Genomic DNA, 24,726 nt, shown 5'->3' on the forward strand with positions numbered 1-24,726 from the left:
TTTTCATTCAGCGTGCTTCTTCAAAAATCGCAGAAGAAAGGAGGCGGGAGGAGAATTTGCCGGAAAGTCCGTTTGCATATCTTCGTGTATTCTTAAAAGAAAGAAGTGACAAGCAATGGTTACATTTCTTGGCGCGCTCGCAACACTCATCATCGGCTATCTTGTCTACGGCGCACTCGTAGACAAAGTATTCGGCCGTACGGGCGAGACCGCACCTGCCGTTCGGTTGGAGGACGGCGTGGACTACATTCCACTCCCAACGTGGAAGGTATTCCTCATTCAGCTGCTCAACATCGCAGGACTGGGCCCCATCTTCGGCGCACTCGCGGGCGCACTGTGGGGACCGAGCGTCTATCTGTGGATCGTCTTCGGTACGATTTTTGCGGGCGGCGTCCACGACTTCCTCTCCGGTATGATATCGTTCCGTGAGGACGGTAAGAGCATCTCGGAGATTGTCGGGAAAAATTTGGGGCACATCATGCTCCAGGTTATGCGCGTATTCTCCATCGTCCTGCTCGTCCTCGTCGGCGTCGTCTTTATGACCGGCCCCGCGATGCTCCTTGCAAAACTTACGGGGCTTGAGATGCTCCTGTGGCTCGCGGTTATTTTCATCTACTACACGCTCGCGACGCTTCTGCCGATCGATCAGATCATCGCGCGTTTTTATCCGCTCTTCGGCATCTGTTTGATTGTCATGGCGCTCGGCATCATGGGCGGAATGCTCTTCGGCGTCGGCGGACATACCATGCCCGAGATGACGCTTGAGAACCTCCATCCGAAAAATCTGCCCATCTGGCCGCTGCTCTTCATTACCGTTGCATGCGGCGCAGTCTCCGGATTCCATGCCACACAGTCTCCGATCATGGCGCGCTGCCTGAAGGATGAAAAGATGGGGCGTCCCGTATTCTACGGCGCGATGGTCGCCGAGGGTATCATCGCGCTTTGTTGGGCGGCCGCAGGCGTCACCTTCTACGATAGTACAGCGGGACTTGGTGCCGCACTCAAAGAGGCAGGACCCGGCGGCGTTGTCTATGACATCTGCGTCGGATTCATGGGCGCGATCGGATTCGGCGGCGTGAGCATCGGTGCGATCCTTGCCATGCTTGGCGTCATCGCGTGTCCCATCACCTCGGGCGACACCGCGTTCCGCTCCGCGCGGCTGACCCTCGCCGACTGGTTGGATATCCCGCAAAAAGAGGCGTCGAAGCGTCTCATGATCGCCGTTCCCATGCTCGGCATCGGTCTTATCCTCTCGCAGATGGATTTTTCCATCATTTGGAGATACTTCTCGTGGGCAAACCAGACCCTCGCCATGATTACGCTTTGGACGGGCACGGCATATCTCTATCTGCACAAACCCGGCTCCTACGCCTACATCATCGCCATGCTGCCCGCTATCTTCATGTCAGCGGTCACGACGACGTACATCCTGCAGGCGCCCGAGGGCTTTGGACTGCCGACCAATATCACCTATCCTGCCGGCATCGGCTTTGCCGTACTCTTTACCGCGCTCTTCTTCCGTGCATTTATCCTGCGCAAGAGAACTGCATGAACAACATTTCTTAAAAATACAGAGGCGCCCATGTTTGGATACCATGGGCGTCTTTTCTATCGCACGTATGGAATACAATAGATGACAAATATTTCTATTTATGCTACAATAACTTCGTCTTAGGACAGAATACGAATCTGTTCACGCAGCAATAAGGAGGCAAAATTTACATGGCAAGCAGCGAAGAGAAGGATTTGCAGAAAAAAGTACAGCAGAGTGCAGCAGGCGCGGACGTCCATGAGGGCGGCGCAAAGGCGGAGAAGTTCCAAAAATTCCTCAAGGAGAACGACATCAACTTCTTCGAGTCGCAGACCCTTGCCGACGAGTTTCATACCACGATTTTCCGTTCGCGCATCGAGGCGAAGGGGCAGATCATGCCGATGGCGATCTTCATCGACGACAGTATCTTTACCATCATTCGCACGCAGGTTGCAACGGGCATCAACGCGAAGAATATCGAGCGCATCAAGGATCATCTCAACGTACTCAACGCAGAATACAAGATCTTCAAATACTATCTCCGTGAGGACGGCAACATCTACCTCGACATCTGTGTGCCATTCGTTGACGAGACCTTTGACAGCCGCATGATTCAGACGCTTCTCCCGATCCTCGTACAACAGCTCGAGACCGTCTATGAGGATCTCATGGCAGTCGTCTGGGCAAAAGAATAATCGATTATCACCTGACATTGGGAAGGGACTGCAGCGAGTCCCTTTTTCTATGCACAGAATCCTATGATGCAGCCCTATTGATTTCTCTCTCAAATCTCAGTACAATAAACACCGGCAAAGGAGGAACGGCATGGATTTGAACAAACTCATCGGCGGACGGCAATTTTGGACGATCATTGCCGTCCTTGCTATCCTCCTTGGCGCACTGCTCCTCCTTGCAAAACCGCAGGATAAATCCGAACCCGTGCCGATGCCCGCCGCGGATGATACACAGGTGCTCGTTCTCAACTACCATATGGTCAACTCCATGTTCATCTCGCTCGCTGTCGAGCCGGAGGACTTTGATTGGCAGATGAAATATCTTGTCGACCATGGCTATCATACCATCACCCCGGACGAACTCTATGACTCCCTCGCGGGCACGGGAAAACTCCCCGAACGTCCCGTCCTCATCACGTTCGACGACGGCTACGTCGATAACTACACGACTGCCTATCCTATCCTCAAAAAATACAATCTCAAAGCCACCATCTTCGTTGTCACCGGATTCCTCAGCAAACGCAAAGGATACCTCACATGGGATCAGCTCCGTGAAATGGAACAGCACGGCATCACCATAGAGTCCCATACCGTCACACACGCGCCGCTGCCCGAACTCTCTGACGACCGCATCCGAGAGGAACTCATCGAATCTAAAAAACATGCCGAACGCGAACTCGGACATCCCATCGAATTTATTGCCTACCCCACGGGCGTCCACGACCTCCACATCGCGCAGATCGCACAGGAGGCAGGGTATAAAGGCGGATTTACCGTCAAATACAGCAACGTCGATCGGAACAGCAACGTCTTTGCCATGGAGCGTGTCCCTATCTTCCGCACCGCCAATACCAACAAAGACTTTACCGATCGTCTGCGCTATACGTCGAATATCACACAGTACGGATGGGTGAGGAATTAATGAGAATAATTCCCGATATTCAAAATAAAGATATAAAATTATGAAAAAGACTTCTAAAAAATATGACATTATGTTATAATAACCGCGTTGAACCGATATGAGGAGCTGCATACGAGGGAACACGGATACTCGTCCTCCTGTATCGGATCAAGATTATTCTTTGATGGCGGGAACATCCCGCAAGGAGGAATTACCATGAAGAAGACTCTGGCAGCAGCTCTCGCGGCGGCGCTCACGATCGGCGCGGCATCGACCACGTTCGCAGCGGCGAACCCCTTCTCCGACGTGCCTCGTGATCATTGGGCATACGACGCTGTGACGCAGCTCGCGGCAGACGGCGTTGTCGAGGGCTATGGTGACGGCACGTTCCGCGGTGACCGCAACATCACGCGCTACGAGATGGCGCAGATGGTCGCAAAGGCGATGGCGAAGGGCGATATGTCCGCATCGGATCGTGCGCTTGTTGACCGTCTTGCCGCTGAGTTTGCAGATGAGCTTAACAACCTCGGTGTCCGTGTCTCCAACCTCGAGCGCAACGCGGATATGGTGAAATGGAACGGCAAACTTCGTTACACCTATACCAGCAATCGCCACGATGTGACACACAGCAAAGTGAATAATGATGCACTTCTGTTCCGTCTCGAGCCGTCCGCTGAGGTCAACAGCCATTGGCATGTGAAGGCACGTCTTGATGCGACGACCAACATGAAGAACGATTCCGGGACAAATGGCAGCGATACGGTCACACTGAAGCGTGCTTATGCACAGGGCGACTATACGAACTTCCAGGTAAAACTCGGTAAGATCGGGCTTTCCTCTCCTGAGAGTAAGGTGCATCCGGGATCCGGCAACCTCCTTACCGATGAAGGCGCAAAATTCTCTGGCGCAGAGGTTACGTTCGGCAATAAGCTGCAGGCAACCGTACAGGCAGGCCGGTACGCTTTCGGAGGAAATAAGTACAATGGTACCATAAATCCGTTTGCCAGCGGGGATACCTCGAACTATCAGTCGATCGACCTTAAGTACATGAGCAGTAAGTGGTCGTTTGGTGCCGGTTATTTCCATCTCGGCTCCGAAAACTTCAAAGGTGCCGTTATACCGGGGCATCCCTATAAAAAAGACGGCAATGATGCTAAGGATGCGAACATTTGGCGCGTCTTTGCCGGGTATCGTTTCGATAAGAATAGTGCCCTTGGTGGATCCTATGCGAACAACGCAAAGGCGGACAACTTTGACAACGCTTATACGGTCGAGTACGACTATAAGGGAGCAAAGGCTTCCGATAAAGGGTCATGGGGCGCGTATGTCGCGTACCGTAAACTCGGCGCTTTTGCGGCGATCGCTCCGACGACAGACGGTGCAGGTTACAACCAAAAGGGAATTGAGGTCGGATTCGACTACGTTCCGTTCAAGAATGTCGTTTTGAAGGCAAAGTACTTCAACGGCAAGGATATGTATGTACCGGCAGGCAGTGACGATAAAGCGCAGAACCTCTTCGGGCGCGTAGAGTTCCTCTTCTAAATTACTTCCTGCGGCTATAGAAGAAAGTCCATGGCATCAGAACGGTGCCGTGGACTTTTTCTTATGGGAAAAACTATATTTAATAATTTTCGACTTTCTCAATAACTTTACAACAATAAAATTTAAGCTTTGCAAATATCAGATTCATATGATATAATAGCCGCGTTGAATCTTGGTATAGGAGTTTTGATGTGAGGAAACAAGGATACTCCATCCTCCTGTATCGGATCAAGATTATTCTTTGATGGCGGGAACATCCCGCAAGGAGGAATTACCATGAAGAAGACTCTGGCAGCAGCTCTCGCGGCAGCGCTCACGATCGGCGCGGCATCGACCACGTTCGCGGCGGCGAACCCCTTCTCCGACGTGCCCCGTGACCACTGGGCATATGACGCCGTGACGCAGCTCGCAGCGGACGGCGTTGTCGAGGGCTACGGTGACGGTACGTTCCGCGGTGACCGCAACATCACGCGCTATGAGATGGCGCAGATGGTTGCAAAGGCAATGGCAAAGGGGGATATGTCCGCATCGGATCGCGCACTCGTCGACCGCCTTGCCGCCGAGTTCGCAGACGAGCTCAACAACCTCGGCGTTCGCGTCTCCAACCTCGAGCGCAACGCGGATATGGTGAAGTGGACGGGCGAACTGCGTTATCGTTATTGGAGCCGTCGTAACGACCACAAGAACGACACAAAGGTCGCTCAAAAAGCAAACAAGGATCAGCTCCAGTTGCGCCTCTTCCCGACGGCGGAGATCAACGATCATTGGCATGTCAAAGCGCGTCTGACGGCTTCGAGTAATATGAAGACGGATGAGAGCGACAATGTCGTCCTTACCTATGCGTATGCGGACGGCGACTACGGCAAGTTCCATGTCCAGCTCGGTAAGATGCCGGTCTCCTCGAATGCCGATCAGGGGATCGTTATCGATGATTTCTTCTCGGGTGCACAGGTCTCCTATGGTGACAAGTGGTCTGTACTTGCAGAAGCGGGCCGCTGGAACCTTGACGATGCCAATAAGAATATTGCTGCAGCGACGGACAAAGCCGCCAACTATCAGGGCATCGAACTCGGCTACCGCTCCGGCAAGCTCGTGCAGAGCGGCGTCGCCTATCGTCATTTCTCCAGCGAGGCATTCAAGAGCGCAGCCCTTTACAATAAGAACGGCGCGCCGCAGGACAAGGCCGATATCTGGTCGGTTGGCGCAAAGTACGCATTTGATAAGAATACTGCACTCAGCGCTGCCTATGCAAACAACACGAAGGCGGACGAACTGAAGAAGGGTATGAGCTTCCAGTTCGACTACAAAGGCGCAGACAAGAGCAACATGGGGTCGTGGGGCGCTTATGTGGCGTATCGCCATATCGGTGCGAACGTAGGCCTTGCACCGACCTTCTCGACAGATCAGCTAACCTCTGTGACCACGAACGGTGCAAAGGGAATTGATCTCGGTCTCGGCTATATTCCGTTCAAGAATGTTCTGATGCAGGCACAGTATTTCAACGGCAAAGAGCTTAAGACGGACAACAAGGTTCAGACGCTCTACGGTCGCGTCAGCTTCTTCTTCTAAGACTGCTTGCTGTGCAAGTAAATTATCACTGTCCCGTCCGGGGATAGGATCAAAAAAAGAGTGCCAATCGGCACTCTTTTTTTGTGTTCTTATTGACGCCGCATATTTTACCGTACTTTATTTTGGTCGGCTTTTCCGTGTTCTTGTGCAATGTTCAACATACCGTTAACGGAAGTTTCCGATTGACCATCCATCTTCAAAGAATTTCCTTCAGTACCCATGCGATGAGGTTTTCGCTGCACGGGACGCCGACACGGTCGGCAGCGGATTTTGCCTCTTCGGAGGCGTCGGCGGGCGCGATGCCGATGTCTGCCATGCGCAGGAGAACGGCGTCGTTCCCGTAGTCGCCGCACGCAACGACGCGGCGTCCGGCATAGGCGGGCATGGCACGCAGAACCTCCGCCATGTCGCCTTTGGACGTATGCGGCGCGACGTATTCCAGATAGTTCGCCTCGGAGTAGAACGAGGTCGAGATCTGATCAATGCCGAGTTCCTTTGCAAGCCGTTCGACAAAGGTTAGATTGACGGGAGCATCGTTGATGAAGAACTTGAGCCATGTTTCCTCCTCCACGTCACGCAGTGTGCAGTGCTTTACGTTGTAGAATTCGCCGTCCAGACGCGGATCGTCGTTTTCCTCCGGGCTGATGACGATGCAGTCCTCTGTGGTGTAGACCTCGACACAGGCACGCGGGAACTGGTAGAGCACACGCGCGGCGAAGTCACGCCAAATATCTCCGTCGAGTGTGCGCATCTCGAGCACCTTGTCTTCCTTCAAATCCTTCAGCATTGCGCCGTTGAAGAAGATGGCGGGCGCATTCACGGTGATGCCCTCAAGGTAGGGGAGTGCGGAACCGGGCGTGCGCCCTGTCGCGGGGGAAAATGCACCGCCGCGCGCGGTGAACTCGTTGATGGCGCGCAGATTTTCTTCTGAGATGATCTCATAGCGCGGGATGATCGTACCGTCGAGGTCGCTGATCAGGAGGATATCATCGTATCTTTTTTCATTCATAGCGCATGGATTTCCTTTAGATAATTTTCCATCATTTTTCGCCCGTCGGGCGTCAGGATCGACTCGGGGTGAAATTGGATGCCCTCGATGGGGAGCGTCTTGTGACGTACACCCATGATCGTTCCGTCCGCCAGCTCGCTTGTGATCTCAAGTGCATCCGGTAATGAGGTGCGATCAATGATGAGAGAGTGGTAGCGTGCAACGGTCGTTTCCTGTGGTATATCGCGGTACAGCCCTGTGCCGCAGTGGCGGATGGGGGAGGACTTCCCGTGCACGATCTCCGCTGCGCGCACAACACGCCCGCCGAATACCTCGCCGATCGCCTGATGCCCGAGGCAGACGCCGAGGATGGGGAGCGCGCCGCCGAGTGTCCGTATGACTTCCTCAGTGATGCCCGCATCCTGCGGCAGTCCGGGTCCCGGGGAGATGATGATGCCGCTGCAGCCGCGCGCGCAAATTTCGTCCGGCGAAATCATGTCGTTGCGGACGACCTCGATGTCGGCACCGATATTTCTGAGCAGCTGGTAGACGTTGTAGGTGAAGGAGTCGTAGTTGTCAAGCAAAAGCAGCATTGTTCTCCACCTCCTCTACCACCTGAAAGAGCGCCTTGGACTTCTGCAAAATTTCGAGATATTCCTTTTCCGGCACGGAATCATTCACAATGCCCGCACCCGAGCGGATGACCGCCGTGTCGTCGTTCTCGATGCACATGGTACGCAGGGTAATGCACATGTCCATGTTGCCGCGGAAATCCATATATCCGACCGTCCCCGCGTAGAACCCGCGCGGCGATTCTTCGAGTTCGTGAATGATCTCCATCGCGCGCAGTTTCGGTGCACCGCTGACTGTTCCGGCAGGGAATGCGGCGCGCAATACGTCCATCGGCGCATAGGCGGGCGCGATCTCACCGACGACGCTGCTCACCATATGCGAGACATGTGAGAAGCGTTCGACTGCCATGAGCTTCGGTACGCGCACCGTCCCGGGCACGCTGATGCGCCCGAGGTCGTTGCGTGCGAGATCGACGAGCATCGCGTGTTCGGCGCACTCCTTCTCATCTGCGCGGAGATCGGCGGCGAGTGCCGCGTCCTCTTCGTCCGTCTGCCCGCGTTTCCGCGTTCCCGCGATGGGGTAGGTATAGACTGTGCTCCCCGCGACCTTGATCAGCATCTCGGGCGACGCGCCGACGAGCTTCACCGTTCCGAAATTGTAGTAAAACATGTAGGGCGACGGGTTGACCTGCCGCAGCCGCCGGTAGAAGAGGAACGCGGGGCGCGTGATCTTCTCCGTAAAGCGGTAGGAGGGGACAACTTGGAAAATATCACCCGCGTAGATGTGCTTCTTTGCCCGCTCGATGATCTTGAGGAATTTTTCGGGCGGCGCCGCGTGCCGCGCCATAAAGTCTACGGGCGAAGATCGCTTCGAAAGGGGGGCTGAGGGCGGGGAGAAGGGGGCAGCAAGGCGCACGCGCATCTCCGCAATCCGTGTGCGGATCATGTCGTAGAGCTCTGCGGGATCGTCGCCCTCCTTGATGTCCGCGAGATAGTGCAGATGCGCGCTTCCCTTGAGCGCATCACAGACAACGAGCCAGCGGCACATCATGAACTGCCCGAGCAGATCCTCGCCGCCAAGCGCAACACCGCGCACGCGGTCAAAGGTCGCGGCGGTCTCATAGGTGAAATAGCCCGCAAGCCCACCGTGCACGAGCGGCAGAGGCTCTTCACCTGCAGGAACGGCGGGGGTGAATCGTGCGGCATACGTCTTCATCGTTTCATGCGGCGCGCCCTCGACGACCTTCATCAGACCGTTCTCGTTGACGATCAGCTTATCGGCAAAGACCTGCACGCGCACGAACGGCTCGCCGCCGATGAAGGAGTAGCGTCCGAACTGCTGCTGCGTCGTATCGACGGACTCCATGATGTAGCCCTTTTTCTCGCCGACCAATTTATAGTAGACGGAAACAGGCGTATCCAGATCCATCGTCAGCTCCGTGGAGACGGTGATGAGATTTGCAGTTTTACTGTAGGATATGAAATCTTCTTTACGCGGCGTTAGTTTCATCCATTGATCTCCATGACGACGTCGCGCTCTTTCCGGCCGAGGATCCATCCGAGCACCTTCAGCTCCGCGTAGAGCATCTGCTGCTGTTCGCGGTTGTTCTCGCGGCTGAGCTTCAGCTGCTTGTACTGCTTGCGCCCGAGATTGTAGCGTGCGAGGATTTCCGCCTCGCTCCGCATCTTGTGCCTTCCGCCTGCGTGCATCCGTACGAGTTCTTCAACGTCCGCATCCGTATAGGTCGGCTCTTTTGGCGGAGCCGCCATTTGGCGAACGAGATTCGTGATGTCCTGATCGCTCATGTCCATAGAAGATGCTCCCTTCGTTACGTTCTACAATTATATTGAAATTAGTTTTTGTGAACTGCCATACCGAGTGGTGCGGCTAAAATGTATGATTATACGGCAGCGCTGCGTGCTTCAAGATATCTTATCATCGCGTCGGCAACGTGCTTTGCGTCCTTGACGACCTGCACGACGTTCCAAGGGCCGAGGACGACGTCGCCTGCGGCAAATACGCCGTCGCGCTCCGTCATGCCGTTCTCGTCGATCTTGACCAGCCCCTTCTCGTTGAGCGTGACGCCCTTCGTCGTACGCACAATTTTGTCCTTGACGCCCTGGCTCGCTGCGATGACCGTGCTGTCAGCGGGGATAAGGTAGGGCGCGCCCTCACTGATGAGGTTTTGCTCCTCGTCAAAGACGCGGTCGTACATCATCGGCCCCTCCGGGGTGACGGAGTGAATACCCTTGGCATATTCAATTTCGCAGCCGTCCATGAGTGCGTACTCGAGCTCGCGCTCACTCGCGGAGATGCCGTTGCGCCGCGCGTAGATCGTGACGTATCGGCTGCCCTTGCGGATGGCAGTGCGCGCCACGTCCATTGCCGAGTTGCCCGAGCCGATGACCGCGACACGGTCGCCGAGGTGATAGACGTCCGGATTCTGGAGGTAGTTGACCGCATAGTGGCAGTTGCCAAGCGTCTCGCCGGGAATTTTAAGAGCCTTGGCGCGCCATGCGCCCGTCCCCATGAAGATCGCCTCGTACCCGTCGCGGAAGAGATCGTCCACGCGCAGCGCACTGCCGATGGTCGTGTTCGGACGGATGTGGATGCCGAGTGTTCGCAGCTTTTCTCCATAGCGATCGATTGTGGAGGGCGGCAGACGGAAATCGGGGATGCCGTAGCGCAGCATACCGCCGATCTGCTGCATCCGCTCAAAGATCGTGACGCCGTATCCCTCCTGCGCGAGCTTCACCGCGACGACGATGCCCGCGGGACCCGCGCCGATGACGGCGACGTTGTGACCATTGTAGGACTTGCGCGTGAGAACGAGCTTATCGAGGTAGGTGTCAGAGATGTAGTGCTCGATGCTCGAGATCTGGATCGGCGCGCCGCGCCGTCCCTGAATGCAGTTGCCCTCGCACTGCGCGTCGTGGTCGCAGACGAGGGAGCAGAAAACGCTCATCGGATTATTGTCGTAAAGCATTGCGCCTGCTTCGTTGATTTTCCCATCGAGGAAGAGACGGATCATCTCCGGGACGTTGGTTTGAACCGGGCATCCCTTGATGCGGCAGAGCGGCTTTTTACACTGGAGACAGCGGCGTGCCTCGTTGATGACATGAACAGCCATAGAAAGATTCCTTTCGTTTGTTTCCTAAAATAATTGCATACACATGAGTAATTATAACATACTTTCGGGATGATACAAAAGAGTTTTGCAGTGATTGATAATTACTTTTATGAGACTTAAAGACTTGACAATAATATAAAATAGCGATAAGATGCGCTGGAAAGATGAGCAGATAGATATAATTATTTCATGGGTCAAGGAGGGTGTGGTATTTTGCAATTCAAATCTATTAGGACAAAGTTTTTAGCGCTTGTTCTTCCTATCGTGCTCATCGGCTTCCTCGTGTTTTTTGGGGTCAGTTACAAGACGGCAAGCGATATGCTCGATACAAATGCCGAGACAATTGGCGTCGGCATCGGAAAACAGGCGGGACTCGAGGTGCGGCGGGTTTTTGAAAGCAACAAAGCGCATTTGGAAGAAATGGCGTCCGACGACGCGTTTCTGCATGGGGATGATGCTGCAAAAATTGCCAAGATGAAGCAAGTGAAGCAGAATGCGCAGGTATTCTCTGTGATCTCTTATCTTGATATGACAGGGAAAGGGTTCAGCGTTGAAGGCGAACAGATCGAGCGTTCCGGTCGGGATTATTTCAAAAAAGTCATGCAAACACAGCAGACCGTGATCTCAGAGCCGCTCATATCGGGGAGTACAGGAAAAGTTGCCACGGTCATTGCGGTTCCCGTGAAGGCGAACGGCACCGTTATCGGAGTGGTGACCGGAACGGTCAAGCTCTCGAATTTCAACGATGATCTTAAGAACCTTTTTGTGCACCGTACAGGTCATATGATGATTGCGGACGAATCCGGCATTGTTATTATAGATCCGACGGATGAGTCGCAGGTTGGTAAACTTGATCTCAGCAAAGATATTCCAAACAAGCCGAATGGGGCGCCGCTTGTCGCGGGATTTAAGGATGTCCTCGACAAGAACGATTCGACCGTTGTTCACTATGTGGATGGGAACGGCGAGGATCTGACGGCAATGCTCGTACCGGTGCAGCTTGACGGCCGCCGCTGGGTCGTGATCGGCGAGGTGGCGACGCGTGAGGTTCGTGAGGAAGCAAACAGTCTCCTCGGCATTCTCGCAGGGCTGACGCTCGTGATGCTTCTTCTCGTGTCGGGCATTGTCTTCATGATGACGAACAGCTTTGCCGTCAATATTAAAAAGGTGGTTCACGCATGTGATCTCCTGAATGACGGGGATCTGCGCGACAGACCGAAGACAATCACCTCGGAGGATGAGCTGGGGCAGCTCTCCGACGGCTTCATCAAGATGCGCAGGACGCTGCATGATCTCATCAACAATGTCCAGTCCCATGCCCTTGAGCTCTCTAAGTCGGCGGAAGCAGTATCGCATGCGTCGCAGCAGTCGGCGGATGCATCGACGCAGGTGGCGGACACCATCACGGAGATTGCTGCAGGTGCGGAGAAGCAGCATGAGTCGGCAGTCTCGGTGACGAACGCGGCGACGGCGATCTCGGAGCATACGGCGACGATGTCGGAGCGTGCGGAGGAAGTCGCCGCGGTCACGAACAATACCATCGAGCGCGTCCGCGAAGGGCGTCACTCGATTGACAAAGTCGTGAGCTACATGCAGCAGATCAAGACCGGATCGGAGACGGTCGACGCCGCAATTACGGCGCTTGGAAAGAGCTCTGAGGAGATCAGCCACAGCGTTGACGTTATCGCGAGCATCGCGGAGCAGACAAACCTGCTCGCGCTCAACGCCGCCATCGAAGCGGCGCGTGCGGGTGAGCACGGGCGCGGATTTGCAGTCGTCGCCGAGGAAGTCCGCAAGCTCGCCGAAGAATCGGGCGAGTTCTCCAAGAAGATCTCGCAGACGATGCAGTCCGTGCAGTCCGATATGGAGCGCGCCATTGAGGCGGGCAGGCGCGGCGGTGAATACGTCAGCAACGGTCTGACCTCGGTGCAGACCGCGGATGAAGTATTCCAGTCGATTTCGGCTGCGATTCAGCAGCTTGATGCGGGCGTGAAGGGCATTACCGACGGCATTCGTCAAATGGACAGCGAGACGCAGACGGTACGCGAGCAGATTGTCTCCGTGCAGGAGGTCAGCATGTCAAACGCGAGCGGTGTGCAGTCCGTTTCGGGCGCGGCGCAGGAACAGTCGGCATCGATGGAAGAGATCTCGGCAGAGACACGGACACTCTCGAATCTCGCGGATCAGCTTGCCGGGGAAACAAAGGTGTTCAAATTATAATATTCACCATAGTATTATGATACAGCAGGGCTGCTGCACGAAATGTTTTTCAGCATATGTGCAGCAAGCCCTTTTTTGATTTTGATCTTGAATACGGTATGTCGCAATAAATCGTTCAAGGACGCAGCGGTGTAGTTTCCTGTGAGGTCGGCATATGTTATTAAGGGATCGGGATGATGCAAATGTGTTCTATGAAGAATTTGAATATTTATTACCATTATATGTTAATAATTTAATTATGGTATGTCTTGTTAATGTTGGAAAAATATGATACGATTCATCGCAATAGTAGTATGTGAATGGGAATCTATGTGGTTTTTTAAGGAGAGAAGGAAAAATGCAGTTTAAGTCTATCAGGACGAAGTTTCTTGCCTTTGTCCTGCCCGTTGTGCTGATCGGTTTTCTCGTATTCTTTGGCGTGAGCTATAAGATGTCGAGCGGTATGCTCGACGAGAACGCCGCAACGATCGGCAAAGGCATCGGCAAGCAGGCGGCGCTCGAGGTGCAGCGTGTTTTCGGCATGAACGAGGTGCAGCTAGAGGCAATGGCGCGTGATGACTCCATGATCCATGGGGATGACGCCACAAAGCTCGCGAAGATGCAGGAGCTCAAGAGGGATACGGATGTATTCTCGAACATAGGCTACATCAATCTCGACGGCACCGGGTTCGATGTGGACAATAACGTCCTCAACCGTGCGGATCGCGAGTATTTTAAGAGGGCGGTACAGACACAGAAAACCGTCATTTCCGAGCCTGTCATCTCGTCGATTACGGGGAAGGTCGTTGTGGTCATCGCGGTTCCGGTGAAGGACAACGGCGTACTCAAGGGCATCATTGCGGGAACGGTCGGACTTTCGAACTTCGACGAGACGCTTGCTTCAATGGCGACATACAAGACGGGACAGCTCGTGGTCGCAGATGAGTCGGGACTCGTCATCATCCATCCGAACGAGCAGCAGCAGGTCGGCAAGCTTGACTTCAGCAAGGAAGTATCGAGTGTGAAGATTTCGCCGAGCCTTGTGACGGCGTTCAAGGAAGCCCTCGATAAGGATGCACCCGCAACAGCACACTATGAGCGCGAGTCCGGTGAGGAGATGACGGGAATTCTCGTTCCGGTACATCTCGAGGGGCGCCGCTGGGTCATCATGTCCGAGGCGTCGGACAACGAGATCCTCGCAAGCGCACATCATCTTCTTCTGATCCTTGCGGGGCTGACCATCGTGATGCTTCTTGCCATTTCGGCGATCATCTTCTTCATCTCCCATAATTTTGCGGAAGGCATCAAGCGCATTGTCCGCGTCTGCGAGATTCTGAACAGCGGCGATCTGCGTGAGATACCGAAGACCATTACGTCCCAAGACGAGATGGGGCAGCTCTCTGACGGGTTCATCCAAATGAGCCGCACGCTCAACAAGCTCATCAAGGGGATTCAGGCGAATGCGGGTGATCTCTCCGAATCAGCCGGGGCGCTGACGGATGCATCCCAGCAGTCGGCAGAGGCGTCGAACCACGTTGCTGTGTCTATCACGGAGATTGCGGAAGGCGTCGAGCGTCAGTCGGAGGCATCTCGCTCCGTATCAGAGGCCGCGGCGGCGATCTCGAATCATGCGGCGGAGATGTCCAAGCGTGCAGAGTCAGTGGCTCAGGTGACGAGCGATACGGTCGAGCGCGTCAACGAAGGACGCCGCTCCATCGATGAAGTCGTCAACTACATGCATCAGATCAAGACGGGATCGGAGACCATTGAAGGCGCGATCACGGCGCTCGGACGCAGCTCCGAGGAGATCAGCCGCAGTGTCGACGTCATTGCGGGCATCGCGGAGCAGACAAACCTGCTCGCACTGAACGCCGCCATTGAAGCGGCGCGCGCGGGCGAGCATGGACGCGGCTTCGCGGTCGTTGCTGAGGAAGTCCGTAAGCTTGCCGAGGAGTCGGGAGAATTCTCTAAGAAGATTTCCCAGACGATGCAGTCCATCCAGGGCGACATGGATCGTGCGATGGAGGCAGGAAAGAGCGGCAGCGCAGATGTCGCGCGCGGGCTCGAGTCCGTACAGACAGCGGACGGCGTGTTCCAGTCCATCTATGATGCGATTCAAGATCTCGGTGACGGGGTACAGGGCATCACGGCGGGCATCCAGCAGATGGAGGGCGAGACGCAGACGGTGCGCGCACAGGTCGAAGAGATCCAAAAGGTCAGCACGGCGAATGCGGACAACGCACAGAACGTCTCTGCGGCGACCGAGGAGCAGTCGGCTTCCATGGAGGAGATCGCGGCGTCGACGCGGCGTCTCTCGAACCTTGCCGAAGAGCTTGCCGAGGAAACGAAAAAGTTCAAACTCTAATACAAGCAGAGTTTTCAAAAACGGGGCATTGCACTTGCAGTGCCCCGTTTGCTGTTGTATGATAGAGGATATACAAAGGAGGCGTTTTCATGGGAAAAGCAATGATCATCGGCGCGGGCGGCGTGGCGAGCGTCGCCGTGCATAAATGCTGCCAAAACCCGGAGGTGTTCGAGGAGATCCTCATCGCCTCGCGTACGAAGTCGAAATGCGATGCGCTCCAAGAGAAACTCGGCGGGGGCAGGACGAAGATTCGGACGGCGGCGATCGATGCGGACGATGTGGCCGCGCTCACCGCGCTGATGCGGGAGTTCAAACCCGAGGTTGTGCTGAACCTCGCGCTTCCTTATCAAGATCTGCACATCATGGACGCGTGCCTTGCGGCGGGCGTACATTATGTGGACACGGCGAACTACGAGCCGGAGGACACGGCGAAGTTCGAATACAGCTGGCAGTGGGCGTACCGCGACCGATTCCGCGACGCGGGGCTGACCGCATTGCTCGGGTCGGGCTTTGACCCTGGCGTAACGGGCGTATTCAGCGCGTACGCACTGAAGCACGAGTTTGAGGAGATCAACTATATCGACATCCTCGACTGCAACGGCGGCGACCACGGCTATCCGTTTGCAACGAATTTCAATCCCGAGATCAATATCCGCGAGGTCTCCGCGAACGGCAGCTACTGGGAAAATGGAAAATGGGTCGAGACGAAGCCGATGGAGATCAAGCGCGTCTACGACTTCGCCGAGGTCGGGAAGAAGGATATGTACCTGCTCCATCACGAGGAACTCGAGTCCCTCGGGAAAAATATCAAGGGCATTCGCCGCATCCGCTTCTTTATGACGTTCGGCGAGAGCTATCTGACGCATCTGCGCTGTCTGGAGAACGTCGGCATGACGTCGATCGAGCCGATCGACTTCGAGGGACACAAGATCATTCCGCTCCAATTTCTCAAGGCGGTGCTCCCCGATCCCGCAAGCCTCGGCCCGCGGACAAAGGGCAAGACAAACATCGGCTGTATCTTCCGCGGGAAGAAGGATGGAAAAGAGAAGAACTACTACCTCTACAATGTCTGCGACCACGAGGAATGTTACAAGGAAGTCGGCTCGCAGGCGGTCGCCTACACGACGGGCGTGCCCGCGATGATCGGCGCGATGATGGTCATGACGGGCAAATGGAGAAAGCCGGGCGTCTACAACATCGAGGAGTTCGACCCCGATCCGTTCATGGACGCGCTGAACCGGTGGGGGCTGCCGTGGCAGGAGAACCGTAATCCTGTCTTGGTCGACTGATGGCGGCGCAGTGCGGAAAGCGGCGTCCCGAGTGGGCGGCGGTGCCGACGCCCTCCTATCTCGTCTATGAAGAGCTGCTGACGCACAATCTCGAAATCCTCAAGGGGCTTGCGGAGCGCACGGGGGCAAAGGTGCTGCTCGCGCAAAAATGCTTCTCGATGTATTATTACTATCCGCTCATCGGGCGGTATCTCGCGGGGACGACGGCGAGCGGAATCTACGAAGCGCGGCTCTCGCAGGAGGAGATGGGCAAGGAAAATCACGTCTTTAAGCCCGCCTATGAAGCGGAGGAAATCACTGCGCTCGCGGCGATCTGTGATCACATCGTGTTCAACTCCTTTTCCCAGTGGGAACGATTCGGCGCGGCGGCACGCGCGCAGGGGGCATCCTGCGGCATCCGCATCAACCCGGAGTGCTCGACGCAGGAGCACGCGATCTACGATCCGTGCGCGCCCGGCTCGCGCCTCGGCGTGAAGATCGCGGAATTTCCGGAGACCCTGCCCGAGGGGATCGACGGTCTGCACTTTCACACGCTCTGCGAGCAGGGGGCGGACGCGCTCGCCGTGACGCTCGCAGCGGTGGAGGAGAAGTTCGGGAACTATCTGCACGGGCTGAAATGGCTGAATTTTGGCGGCGGACATCACATCACGCGCGCGGATTACGACATCGCCCTGCTGGAAGAGTTGATTCGTCATGTGCAGGAGACCTACGACGTCGCCGTTTACCTTGAGCCGGGGGAGGCGGTCGCGCTGAATGCGGGGTATCTCGCGGCGTCCGTGCTCGATGTGCGCGCGGACGGCAACGTGATCCTCAATACGTCCGCCGCCTGCCATATGCCCGACGTGATTGAGATGCCCTACCGTCCGCCCGTCGTCGGCGCGGGCGAAGCGGGGGAGAAGGCGCATACCTATACGCTCGCGGGGCCGACCTGTCTCGCGGGTGACACGATCGGGACGTATTCGTTTGACGCGCCGCTCGCGCCGGGCGACCGCGTCGTGTTCGGCGATATGGCGATTTACACGATGGTGAAGAACAACACGTTCAACGGGATGCCGCTCCCGCACATCGTCGCCGTCGATCCGTCGGGTGCGTGGGAGATCGTGCGCTCCTTCGGCTATGAGGACTTTAAGATGCGGCTGTGAGCGGTGTGGTGGGAATCAAAGGAGCATGAATCAATGAAAAAGCAGACCCGGGGCGGAGCGCCCGATCTCCCGCGTGCGGCGGCGGCGATGCGGGAGTTCCTTGCGGCGTTGGGCGTTGACGCCATGTCCTGTGGGATGTCGGAGACGCCCACGCGGACGGCGGAGCTGTACGCGGAGCTCTTTGCGGGGCTGCGGAACGATCCCGCCGCGCTGTGGGCGGAGACGATGACCGAGGACACGGCGGGACTCGTCGCCGTGCGGGATATTCCCTTTTACTCCATGTGCGAGCATCATCTGCTCCCGTTCTTCGGGACGGTCGATATTGTCTACCGTCCGCAGGGCGGGCGTGTGGCGGGGTTCGGCGTCTTTGCGCAGCTTGCCGCACTCTATGCGGCGCGACCGCAGCTGCAGGAGCGGTTGACGGCGCAGATCGCGGATGAGATCATGCGCGGGCTCGGGGCGGCGGGCGTGCTCGTCGTCGTTCGCGCGCGGCAGCTCTGCATGATGATGCGCGGGGAGCGCGCACATGGGACGCAGACGGTCACGGCGGAATGCCGCGGTGCGTTCCGGTCGGATGCGGCGGAGTCTGCCGCCGCGTGGCAGATGCTGGGAGTACATGAATGACGGCAAAGAGAATCTATCGGTTTCGTGACGGAAAGAGCCTGACGCTCGGAGAGCGCACGCTCGTCATGGGGATTTTGAACGTGACGCCCGATTCGTTCTCGGACGGGGGGCGATGGAATACGCGGGAGCGCGCGCTCCGGCATATGGAAGAGATGGTACGGGACGGTGCGGACATCGTCGACGTCGGCGCGGAATCGAGCCGTCCCGGCTTTGTGCCGATGGGCGCCGCGGAGGAGATGGAGCGGCTGATGCCGCTGCTCGAAGCCGTCCTGCGGGAATGCCCCGTGCCCGTCTCCGTCGATACGTTCAAGGCGGAGACGGCGCGTGCGGCGCTCGCGGCGGGGGCGCACATCCTCAACGACATTTGGGGTCTGCAATACGCCGAAGAGCCGGGCGAAATGGCGCGCGCGGCGGCAGCGGCGAACGCGCCCGTCGTCGTCATGCACAATCAAAACGGCACGGAATACGACAGGGATATCATCGCGGCGATGCGGGAATTTTTTACAGTCTCCATGGAAATTGCGGATGCGGCGGGGCTGTCTAGGGAGAACATTATCCTCGATCCCGGCATCGGCTTTGGCAAGACGCCCGCGGCGAATATGCATGTGATGCGGCGTATGGACGAGCTGATTTCCTATGACGGGGCGGACTATCCTCTGCTCCTCGGCGCGAGCCGCAAGAGCTTTATCGGAGCGGCGCTTGACCTGCCCGTGGAGGAGCGCATGGAGGCGACAGGTGCGGCGTGCGTCCTCGGAATCCTGCGCGGTGCGTCTATTGTGCGCGTGCATGATGTGAAGCCGATCGCGCGCATGTGCCGGATGACGGATGCGATATTGAGGGCGTAATATGGATCGAATTTTTTTGCGCGGCATGACGTTCTCTGCATGTCACGGCGTGCTCCCGCATGAGCGCGAGAATTCGCAGCGATTTGTCGTGGATGCGGAGCTGCTGCTCGATTTGCACGAGGCGGGGGCGCGGGACGACCTTGACGCGACGGCGAACTACGCGGAGCTCTATGAGATCGTGCGCGCCGTTGTGGAGGGCGCGCCGAAACGCCTCATCGAAGCCGTCGCCGAGGAGATCGCGGTGCGCGCTCTCGATGCGTTCCCGCGCGTACGCGCCGTGCGCGTGACCGTGCACAAGCCGGACGCACCGATCGGCGGCGTATTCGCCGATGTGGGCGTCGATATTGTGCGGCGTAGGGGACGGTGACGATGCAGACGGCATACATCGGGCTCGGGGCAAATCTCGGCGACCGCGGCGAGACGATGCGGGAGGCTCTGCGCCGCATCGCCGCGCATCCTCGGATGCGGCTTGCGGAGGTATCGGCGTTCTACGAGACGCCCCCGTGGGGAAAGACGGATCAGCCGTCCTTTCTCAATGCCGCTGCCTGCGTCACGTTTGACATGTCACCGCAGGAATTGCTTGAGGTACTGCAGGGGATAGAGCGCGATCTCGGCAGGGTGCGGCGCGAGCATTGGGGTGCACGTACGATCGACCTTGATATCCTGCATATCGATGACGTGGAGACGGCGGGGGCGGAGCTTACACTGCCGCATCCCTACCTCTGCGAGCGCGCCTTTGTGCTCGTGCCGCTCGCAGAGATTGAGCCGCGCCTTGTCGTGCGCGGAAAGACGGTGACAGCGTGGTGTGCGGGAGTTGATACGTCCGGCATTGTGCGCGCGCCGGAGCTGGCCGCACCCTATCCGCTCGAACTCATCGCGGCGGTGGATGAGGATATGGGCATCGGGCGCGCGGGCGGACTGCTGACGTCCTGCGCCGAGGATATGGCGCATTTCCGTGCGGAGACGACCGGGGGCATCGTCATCATGGGGCGGCGCACGATGAAGAGCCTGCCGGGCAAGCAGCCGCTCGCAGGACGGGAGAACATCGTGCTCTCGCGGACGCTTGACCGCGCGGACGGCTTTCATATCGTACACGACCTCGCGGCGCTTTGGCATCTGCTCGGGCGGCTGGATTCCGATGCGGCGCGCCGCATCTTTGCGATTGGCGGGGAGGAATGTTACCGCGTGCTCCTGCCGTATGTGCATCGCGCGCATGTGACGCGTCTCATGGGCAGATACGGCGCGGATACCTTTCTGCCGCCGCTCACGGATTTTGCACGGACGGCGGCGCGCGCAGGAAAAGACTGTATCTTTGAAATTTACGACAGAATCTAGGAAGAATGCGATGGCAAAAGCAATTTTTCAAAACGACTGGCAGGAGCTGCTTGCACCGGAGATGGCACAGCCGTATTACAGCGAGCTGCGCGCGTTTCTCATCCAGGAATATCGAACGCGGCGCGTTTATCCCGATATGTATGCGATTTTCAATGCTATGCACTATACGAGTTTTGCCGATACGAAGGTTGTCATCCTTGGACAGGATCCCTATCACGGCGACGGGCAGGCGCACGGGCTTTCGTTCTCCGTGCAGGTCGGGATTGCGCCGCCGCCGTCCCTGCTCAACATCTACAAGGAACTGCAGGATGATCTCGGCATCGCGCCGCCGAACCACGGCTGTCTCATCCCGTGGGCGCGCCGCGGCGTGCTCCTCCTCAACACCGTGCTCACCGTCCGCGCACATGCGGCGGCGTCGCATCAGGGGCATGGCTGGGAGCAGTTCACGGATCACATCATCCGTCTGCTCGGCGCGCGGGAGCGTCCGCTGGCGTTCATCCTGTGGGGCAGTCCCGCACGGCGCAAGCGCGCGCTTATCACGAATCCCGCACATTTCATCGTCGAGTCGCCGCATCCGAGCCCGCTCTCGGCACACCGCGGATTCTTCGGCAGCCGCCCGTTCTCGCGCGTGAACGATTTCCTCGTACGCGCGGGTGAGACGCCGATCGAGTGGGCGCTGCCGCCGGCAGAGGAAATCAATGTATGAACGAAAGTCTCGTCTCGAAAGGAGCATCCATATGAATATCAAGGGAATGCGTCTCGTCTGCGCACTTGGACTCGTCTTTTGTCTCGGCGGCTGCGGCGCGCCGGGTGCGTCGTCGAAGGCATCTGCGGAGATGCCGCGCGGCATCGTACAGAAAAATCAGCCGAAGGACGGGCAGGCGGAGATCTATCTCGCGGGCGGATGCTTTTGGGGGACGGAGCTCTATACGAGTCTCGTGTACGGTGTCGTCTCCGCCGAGAGCGGCTATGCGAACGGCAAGACCGTGAACCCGACCTATGAGGAGGTATGCAGCGGCAGCGGACATGCGGAGACGGTGCATGTCGTCTACGATCCGCGCATTGTATCGCTCGACGAGCTGCTGAATGTGTTCTATGACTCGATTGACCCGACGACGCAGGATCGGCAGGGCAACGACGTCGGGCGGCAGTACCGTTCGGGGATTTACTATGTGCCGAACGCGGACGGGAGCGAGACGGCGGACGAGCGCACGATCCGCGCATCGCTGGACGCGCTGCAAAAACGCATCGGCAAGCCGATCGCCGTTGAGATGGGCCCGATTGTGAATTTTTACCGCGCGGAGGAGGGGCATCAGGAATACCTCACAAAGAACCCGAACGGCTACTGCCACATCTCGCCCGCAAAGATCGCGGAGATGCGTGAAAAGCACGCCGCCGCGGAGAAAGCCGCCGCAGAGAAGCAGACGGCACAGCGTCCGAGCCGCACCTATGAAAAGCCGTCGGATGCGGAGCTGAAGGAAAAGCTGACGGATATGCAGTACGCGGTGACGCAGGAAAAGGCGACCGAGCCGCCGTTCCGCAACGAATACGATCACGAGTTCCGCGCGGGCATCTACTGCGACATCACGACGGGCGAGCCGCTCTTTGTCTCGACGGACAAATATGACTCGGGCTGCGGATGGCCGGCGTTCTCGCGCCCCATCGACGATGCGCTCATCGCGGAGCATGAGGATCGCTCGTTCGGTATGGTGCGCACGGAGGTCACGGCGGCGGGCAGCGGCGCGCATCTCGGGCATGTCTTTGACGACGGCCCGCAGGCGAGCGGCGGCCTGCGCTACTGCATCAACAGCGCTTCCCTGCGCTTTATCCCGAAGGAGGACATGGAGGCGGAGGGCTACGGTGACTATCTCTATCTTCTTGAAAATCAATAAAGCTCATAACTGTGCCGCTTCCGAGGATTGCGGCGCAGCGCTGTATTCTTGTTTCAATGGAAAGAAGATGTTTTTATGAAAATGGAAAAGGGGAAAATTCTTGCGCGCCTGGTTTGCGGCGCACTGCTCGCGTCCGGTCATCACGCCTATGCTGCATCGGCAGCGGATGATGCGCAGGGCATGGACACCTACACGCTGGGGGACGTCGTTGTGACGGCGACTCGAAGCGAGAAGAACGATGTGGATGTTCCGGCGGCGACGACGGTGATCACGGCGGATGAGATCAAGGCGAGCGGAGCGGCACATGCGTCCGATGCGCTTGCACAGGTCAATGGATTTACATACAAATCCTTTGGCCCGAACGGTGCGTCGATGGGATCTATGACGAACGAGGTGAATCTGCGCGGCGTAAAGGGCGGCGCGCTTGTACTCATGAACGGCAATCCGATCTCGTGGCGCGGAAAATACAATCTCGATGCGATTCCGGCATCCGCTATCGAGCGCATTGAGGTTGTGAAGGGCAGCGGATCCGTGCTCTACGGCAGTGAAGCGGTGAGCGGCGTTGTCAATATCATCACGAAGCAGCACGTGCAGAACGAGGTTCATGCAGGATTCGGCAGCTATGGACAGCGCAGTGCCGGCATGAGCGTCGGGGATGACCGCTTCAGCGTGTATTATAACTACGATAAGTGGGGACATCAAAACGGGCTGACCTATACGAATGTTGCTCAGACGCGGTTCAAGGGAGAAACGCGGACGGACATTCATGATGTAGAGAAGAAAAATCTTGGCATCGGCTATCATATCAACCCGCGTTTGGATTTCCTGTTCAATCTCTATGAATCCTCTGCGCGTTACCAACGCTATGTGATGGCGCGTCATGCGGGCAGCATCCCGCTGACCATCGGAGAGCCGTATAACAACCGCAAATACGAGACGAAGCAGTACGTCACCCAGCTCAACTACCATGATGCAGATTGGAAAGGAAGTCTGTACTTTAATACGAGTACGATGGAATTTGCGGGATCGGTGTACTTTAACGGAAGGGGCGGCGCGCGCACGCCGGACGGGTTCTACGATTCGCGCGAGAAAAATATGACCTACGGGCTGGATCTTCAGCGGACATGGCAGGTCAATGCTAAGGCGACGGCGATTCTCGGTGTCGATTTCGAGCATGAATATTATGCCGCGCTCCCGACGGTCGCGAGTAATAAGGACGACCGATATTCCCGCAACAATTGGGGTATTTTCGGTCAGTGGGAGCAGCGCTTTGACGAGCGCAATACGGGGATCTTCGGTCTGCGCGAGACGTGGACGACGGGCGCGGCGAAGCGGCAGAATTTCCACAATCTCAGCGCATCGGGACAGTGGCTGCATAAACTGAACGCCGAGAGCAGTCTCTATTTGAACATCAGTCAGTCGTTTGTCATGCCGACCTTCGCGCAGATGTACGGGGAGAACGGGCGGCAGCTGCCTGCATCCAATCTGCGTCCGCAGACGGGGGTTAATTACGAAATCGGCTGGAAGAAATCGCACGGCGGACACATATGGAAAGCCGCACTCTTCCATATGAACGTTAAGGATAATATCACGGCAAAGGTGAATACGGGAAGAACCGAATATCAATACACGAATGAGGATTTCCGCAATACGGGTGTGGAGCTCTCCGCGGATATTAGGGGGACACACGGATTTTCCTACAACTGGGGACTGACGTGGCAGAACCCGGAGACGAACAGCACGGCTGTTGCGGGCGGGTGGGACCGCGCGTTTGGCAAGATTCAGCTTACGGGCGGCATACACTATCAAAAAGGGAAATGGAACTCCGCACTCACGGCGTCCTATCTCGCCTCGCGCGTGCAGTCACCGTCGGCACAGCGTTCCTATGCGGCAAAGCCTTATCTGCTCACGACGTGGAACACAAGCTATGCGCCGGACGATCACAGTGAGATCAGTCTGCGGATTGACAATGTGCTCGACCGCAAGGATACGACGATGCACAGCGGAACAGTTTATTATACGGCGCCTATCAATTATCTGCTGAGTTACAGCTACAGGTTCTAAAGG

Annotated in this window: 21 protein-coding genes; 16 read left to right on the forward strand and 5 right to left on the reverse strand. The window is 57.0% G+C overall.

Annotation, left to right across the window (positions count from 1 at the left end; genetic code table 11):
- The first annotated feature begins 115 nt into the window (after positions 1-115).
- The 5 genes from K341_RS0107045 (at position 116) to K341_RS0107065 (ending at position 6,277) form a co-directional block, all read left to right on the forward strand.
- On the forward strand, positions 116-1,552 hold the full coding sequence (locus K341_RS0107045; RefSeq protein WP_026762316.1) for a carbon starvation CstA family protein: 1,437 nt from the start codon (positions 116-118) through the stop codon (positions 1,550-1,552).
- Between the two features lie 170 nt (positions 1,553-1,722).
- Positions 1,723-2,226: a hypothetical protein gene (locus K341_RS0107050; protein ID WP_026762317.1), complete on the forward strand. Its 504-nt coding sequence runs from the start codon at positions 1,723-1,725 to the stop codon at positions 2,224-2,226.
- A gap of 130 nt (positions 2,227-2,356) precedes the next feature.
- Positions 2,357-3,187 (forward strand): polysaccharide deacetylase family protein, encoded by an 831-nt coding sequence (locus tag K341_RS0107055; RefSeq protein WP_026762318.1) that lies wholly within the window; start codon positions 2,357-2,359, stop codon positions 3,185-3,187.
- 195 nt (positions 3,188-3,382) lie between these two features.
- Positions 3,383-4,708 carry an S-layer homology domain-containing protein gene (locus K341_RS0107060; RefSeq protein WP_026762319.1) on the forward strand — a complete coding sequence of 442 codons (1,326 nt, stop codon included), beginning with the start codon at positions 3,383-3,385 and terminating at the stop codon, positions 4,706-4,708.
- 276 nt (positions 4,709-4,984) lie between these two features.
- Entirely contained in the window at positions 4,985-6,277 is a 1,293-nt protein-coding gene (locus K341_RS0107065) for an S-layer homology domain-containing protein (RefSeq protein ID WP_009349052.1), read from the forward strand.
- A gap of 196 nt (positions 6,278-6,473) precedes the next feature.
- Here the strand turns inward: K341_RS0107065 and K341_RS0107070 are convergent, their stop codons facing one another.
- The 5 genes from K341_RS0107070 to K341_RS0107090 form a co-directional block, all read right to left on the reverse strand.
- The gene (locus K341_RS0107070) at positions 6,474-7,286 is read right to left on the reverse strand and encodes an HAD-IIB family hydrolase (RefSeq protein ID WP_026762320.1); all 813 of its coding nucleotides are present in this window, start codon (positions 7,284-7,286) and stop codon (positions 6,474-6,476) included.
- Positions 7,283-7,858 (reverse strand): anthranilate synthase component II, encoded by a 576-nt coding sequence (locus tag K341_RS0107075; RefSeq protein ID WP_026762321.1) that lies wholly within the window; start codon positions 7,856-7,858, stop codon positions 7,283-7,285. The genes K341_RS0107070 and K341_RS0107075 overlap by 4 nt, the downstream gene beginning before the upstream one ends.
- Positions 7,842-9,347, reverse strand: a complete 1,506-nt coding sequence (locus tag K341_RS0107080) for an anthranilate synthase component I family protein (protein WP_026762322.1) — start codon at positions 9,345-9,347, stop codon at positions 7,842-7,844. The genes K341_RS0107075 and K341_RS0107080 overlap by 17 nt, the downstream gene beginning before the upstream one ends.
- Positions 9,344-9,649 carry a hypothetical protein gene (locus tag K341_RS0107085; protein ID WP_009752896.1) on the reverse strand — a complete coding sequence of 102 codons (306 nt, stop codon included), beginning with the start codon at positions 9,647-9,649 and terminating at the stop codon, positions 9,344-9,346. The genes K341_RS0107080 and K341_RS0107085 overlap by 4 nt, the downstream gene beginning before the upstream one ends.
- An 89-nt stretch (positions 9,650-9,738) precedes the next feature.
- Positions 9,739-10,968 carry an FAD-dependent oxidoreductase gene (locus K341_RS0107090; protein ID WP_026762323.1) on the reverse strand — a complete coding sequence of 410 codons (1,230 nt, stop codon included), beginning with the start codon at positions 10,966-10,968 and terminating at the stop codon, positions 9,739-9,741.
- Positions 10,969-11,181: 213 nt separating this feature from the next.
- Here K341_RS0107090 and K341_RS0107095 point away from each other — a divergent pair, with 213 nt between their 5' ends.
- The 11 genes from K341_RS0107095 to K341_RS0107145 all read left to right on the forward strand — a co-directional run bounded on the left by K341_RS0107095 (position 11,182) and on the right by K341_RS0107145 (position 24,723).
- Positions 11,182-13,188, forward strand: a complete 2,007-nt coding sequence (locus K341_RS0107095; RefSeq protein ID WP_026762324.1) for a methyl-accepting chemotaxis protein — start codon at positions 11,182-11,184, stop codon at positions 13,186-13,188.
- A 337-nt stretch (positions 13,189-13,525) separates the two neighbouring features.
- Complete coding sequence (locus K341_RS0107100) at positions 13,526-15,532, forward strand: methyl-accepting chemotaxis protein (protein WP_009349040.1); 2,007 nt, start codon at positions 13,526-13,528, stop codon at positions 15,530-15,532.
- An 89-nt stretch (positions 15,533-15,621) separates the two neighbouring features.
- Entirely contained in the window at positions 15,622-16,821 is a 1,200-nt protein-coding gene (locus tag K341_RS0107105; protein WP_026762325.1) for a saccharopine dehydrogenase family protein, read from the forward strand.
- On the forward strand, positions 16,821-17,963 hold the full coding sequence (gene nspC / locus K341_RS0107110) for a carboxynorspermidine decarboxylase (protein WP_026762326.1): 1,143 nt from the start codon (positions 16,821-16,823) through the stop codon (positions 17,961-17,963). The genes K341_RS0107105 and nspC overlap by 1 nt, the downstream gene beginning before the upstream one ends.
- Positions 17,964-17,996: 33 nt before the next feature.
- Positions 17,997-18,587, forward strand: a complete 591-nt coding sequence (folE, locus tag K341_RS0107115) for a GTP cyclohydrolase I (RefSeq protein WP_009349036.1) — start codon at positions 17,997-17,999, stop codon at positions 18,585-18,587.
- On the forward strand, positions 18,584-19,432 hold the full coding sequence (folP, locus tag K341_RS0107120; protein ID WP_009349034.1) for a dihydropteroate synthase: 849 nt from the start codon (positions 18,584-18,586) through the stop codon (positions 19,430-19,432). Before folE ends, folP begins: the two co-directional genes overlap by 4 nt.
- 1 nt (position 19,433) lies before the next feature.
- Positions 19,434-19,799 carry a dihydroneopterin aldolase gene (folB, locus tag K341_RS0107125; protein WP_009349033.1) on the forward strand — a complete coding sequence of 122 codons (366 nt, stop codon included), beginning with the start codon at positions 19,434-19,436 and terminating at the stop codon, positions 19,797-19,799.
- 2 nt (positions 19,800-19,801) lie between these two features.
- On the forward strand, positions 19,802-20,767 hold the full coding sequence (gene folK / locus K341_RS0107130) for a 2-amino-4-hydroxy-6-hydroxymethyldihydropteridine diphosphokinase (protein ID WP_009349032.1): 966 nt from the start codon (positions 19,802-19,804) through the stop codon (positions 20,765-20,767).
- Between the two features lie 10 nt (positions 20,768-20,777).
- Complete coding sequence (locus tag K341_RS0107135; RefSeq protein ID WP_026762327.1) at positions 20,778-21,473, forward strand: uracil-DNA glycosylase; 696 nt, start codon at positions 20,778-20,780, stop codon at positions 21,471-21,473.
- Positions 21,474-21,504: 31 nt separating this feature from the next.
- Positions 21,505-22,659: a peptide-methionine (R)-S-oxide reductase MsrB gene (gene msrB, locus K341_RS0107140; RefSeq protein ID WP_026762328.1), complete on the forward strand. Its 1,155-nt coding sequence runs from the start codon at positions 21,505-21,507 to the stop codon at positions 22,657-22,659.
- Positions 22,660-22,734: 75 nt separating this feature from the next.
- On the forward strand, positions 22,735-24,723 hold the full coding sequence (locus tag K341_RS0107145; protein WP_009349028.1) for a TonB-dependent receptor plug domain-containing protein: 1,989 nt from the start codon (positions 22,735-22,737) through the stop codon (positions 24,721-24,723).
- Positions 24,724-24,726: the final 3 nt, after the last annotated feature.

The sequence above is a fragment of the Centipeda artemidis DSM 19719 genome, assembly GCF_000426665.1.
GTDB lineage: Bacteria > Bacillota > Negativicutes > Selenomonadales > Selenomonadaceae > Centipeda > Centipeda artemidis.

Coding starts and splice junctions, on each gene's coding strand:
- folE (WP_009349036.1), top strand. CDS start 17,997: ATGAAAAAGCAGACCCGGGGCGGAGCGCCCGATCTCCCGCGTGCGGCG.
- K341_RS0107090 (WP_026762323.1), bottom strand. CDS start 10,968: ATGGCTGTTCATGTCATCAACGAGGCACGCCGCTGTCTCCAGTGTAAA.
- K341_RS0107065 (WP_009349052.1), top strand. CDS start 4,985: ATGAAGAAGACTCTGGCAGCAGCTCTCGCGGCAGCGCTCACGATCGGC.
- K341_RS0107070 (WP_026762320.1), bottom strand. CDS start 7,286: ATGAATGAAAAAAGATACGATGATATCCTCCTGATCAGCGACCTCGAC.
- K341_RS0107085 (WP_009752896.1), bottom strand. CDS start 9,649: ATGGACATGAGCGATCAGGACATCACGAATCTCGTTCGCCAAATGGCG.
- K341_RS0107045 (WP_026762316.1), top strand. CDS start 116: ATGGTTACATTTCTTGGCGCGCTCGCAACACTCATCATCGGCTATCTT.
- K341_RS0107145 (WP_009349028.1), top strand. CDS start 22,735: ATGAAAATGGAAAAGGGGAAAATTCTTGCGCGCCTGGTTTGCGGCGCA.
- K341_RS0107100 (WP_009349040.1), top strand. CDS start 13,526: ATGCAGTTTAAGTCTATCAGGACGAAGTTTCTTGCCTTTGTCCTGCCC.
- folB (WP_009349033.1), top strand. CDS start 19,434: ATGGATCGAATTTTTTTGCGCGGCATGACGTTCTCTGCATGTCACGGC.
- K341_RS0107050 (WP_026762317.1), top strand. CDS start 1,723: ATGGCAAGCAGCGAAGAGAAGGATTTGCAGAAAAAAGTACAGCAGAGT.
- K341_RS0107055 (WP_026762318.1), top strand. CDS start 2,357: ATGGATTTGAACAAACTCATCGGCGGACGGCAATTTTGGACGATCATT.
- K341_RS0107080 (WP_026762322.1), bottom strand. CDS start 9,347: ATGAAACTAACGCCGCGTAAAGAAGATTTCATATCCTACAGTAAAACT.
- K341_RS0107075 (WP_026762321.1), bottom strand. CDS start 7,858: ATGCTGCTTTTGCTTGACAACTACGACTCCTTCACCTACAACGTCTAC.
- K341_RS0107060 (WP_026762319.1), top strand. CDS start 3,383: ATGAAGAAGACTCTGGCAGCAGCTCTCGCGGCGGCGCTCACGATCGGC.
- folP (WP_009349034.1), top strand. CDS start 18,584: ATGACGGCAAAGAGAATCTATCGGTTTCGTGACGGAAAGAGCCTGACG.
- K341_RS0107105 (WP_026762325.1), top strand. CDS start 15,622: ATGGGAAAAGCAATGATCATCGGCGCGGGCGGCGTGGCGAGCGTCGCC.
- msrB (WP_026762328.1), top strand. CDS start 21,505: ATGAATATCAAGGGAATGCGTCTCGTCTGCGCACTTGGACTCGTCTTT.
- nspC (WP_026762326.1), top strand. CDS start 16,821: ATGGCGGCGCAGTGCGGAAAGCGGCGTCCCGAGTGGGCGGCGGTGCCG.
- K341_RS0107135 (WP_026762327.1), top strand. CDS start 20,778: ATGGCAAAAGCAATTTTTCAAAACGACTGGCAGGAGCTGCTTGCACCG.
- folK (WP_009349032.1), top strand. CDS start 19,802: ATGCAGACGGCATACATCGGGCTCGGGGCAAATCTCGGCGACCGCGGC.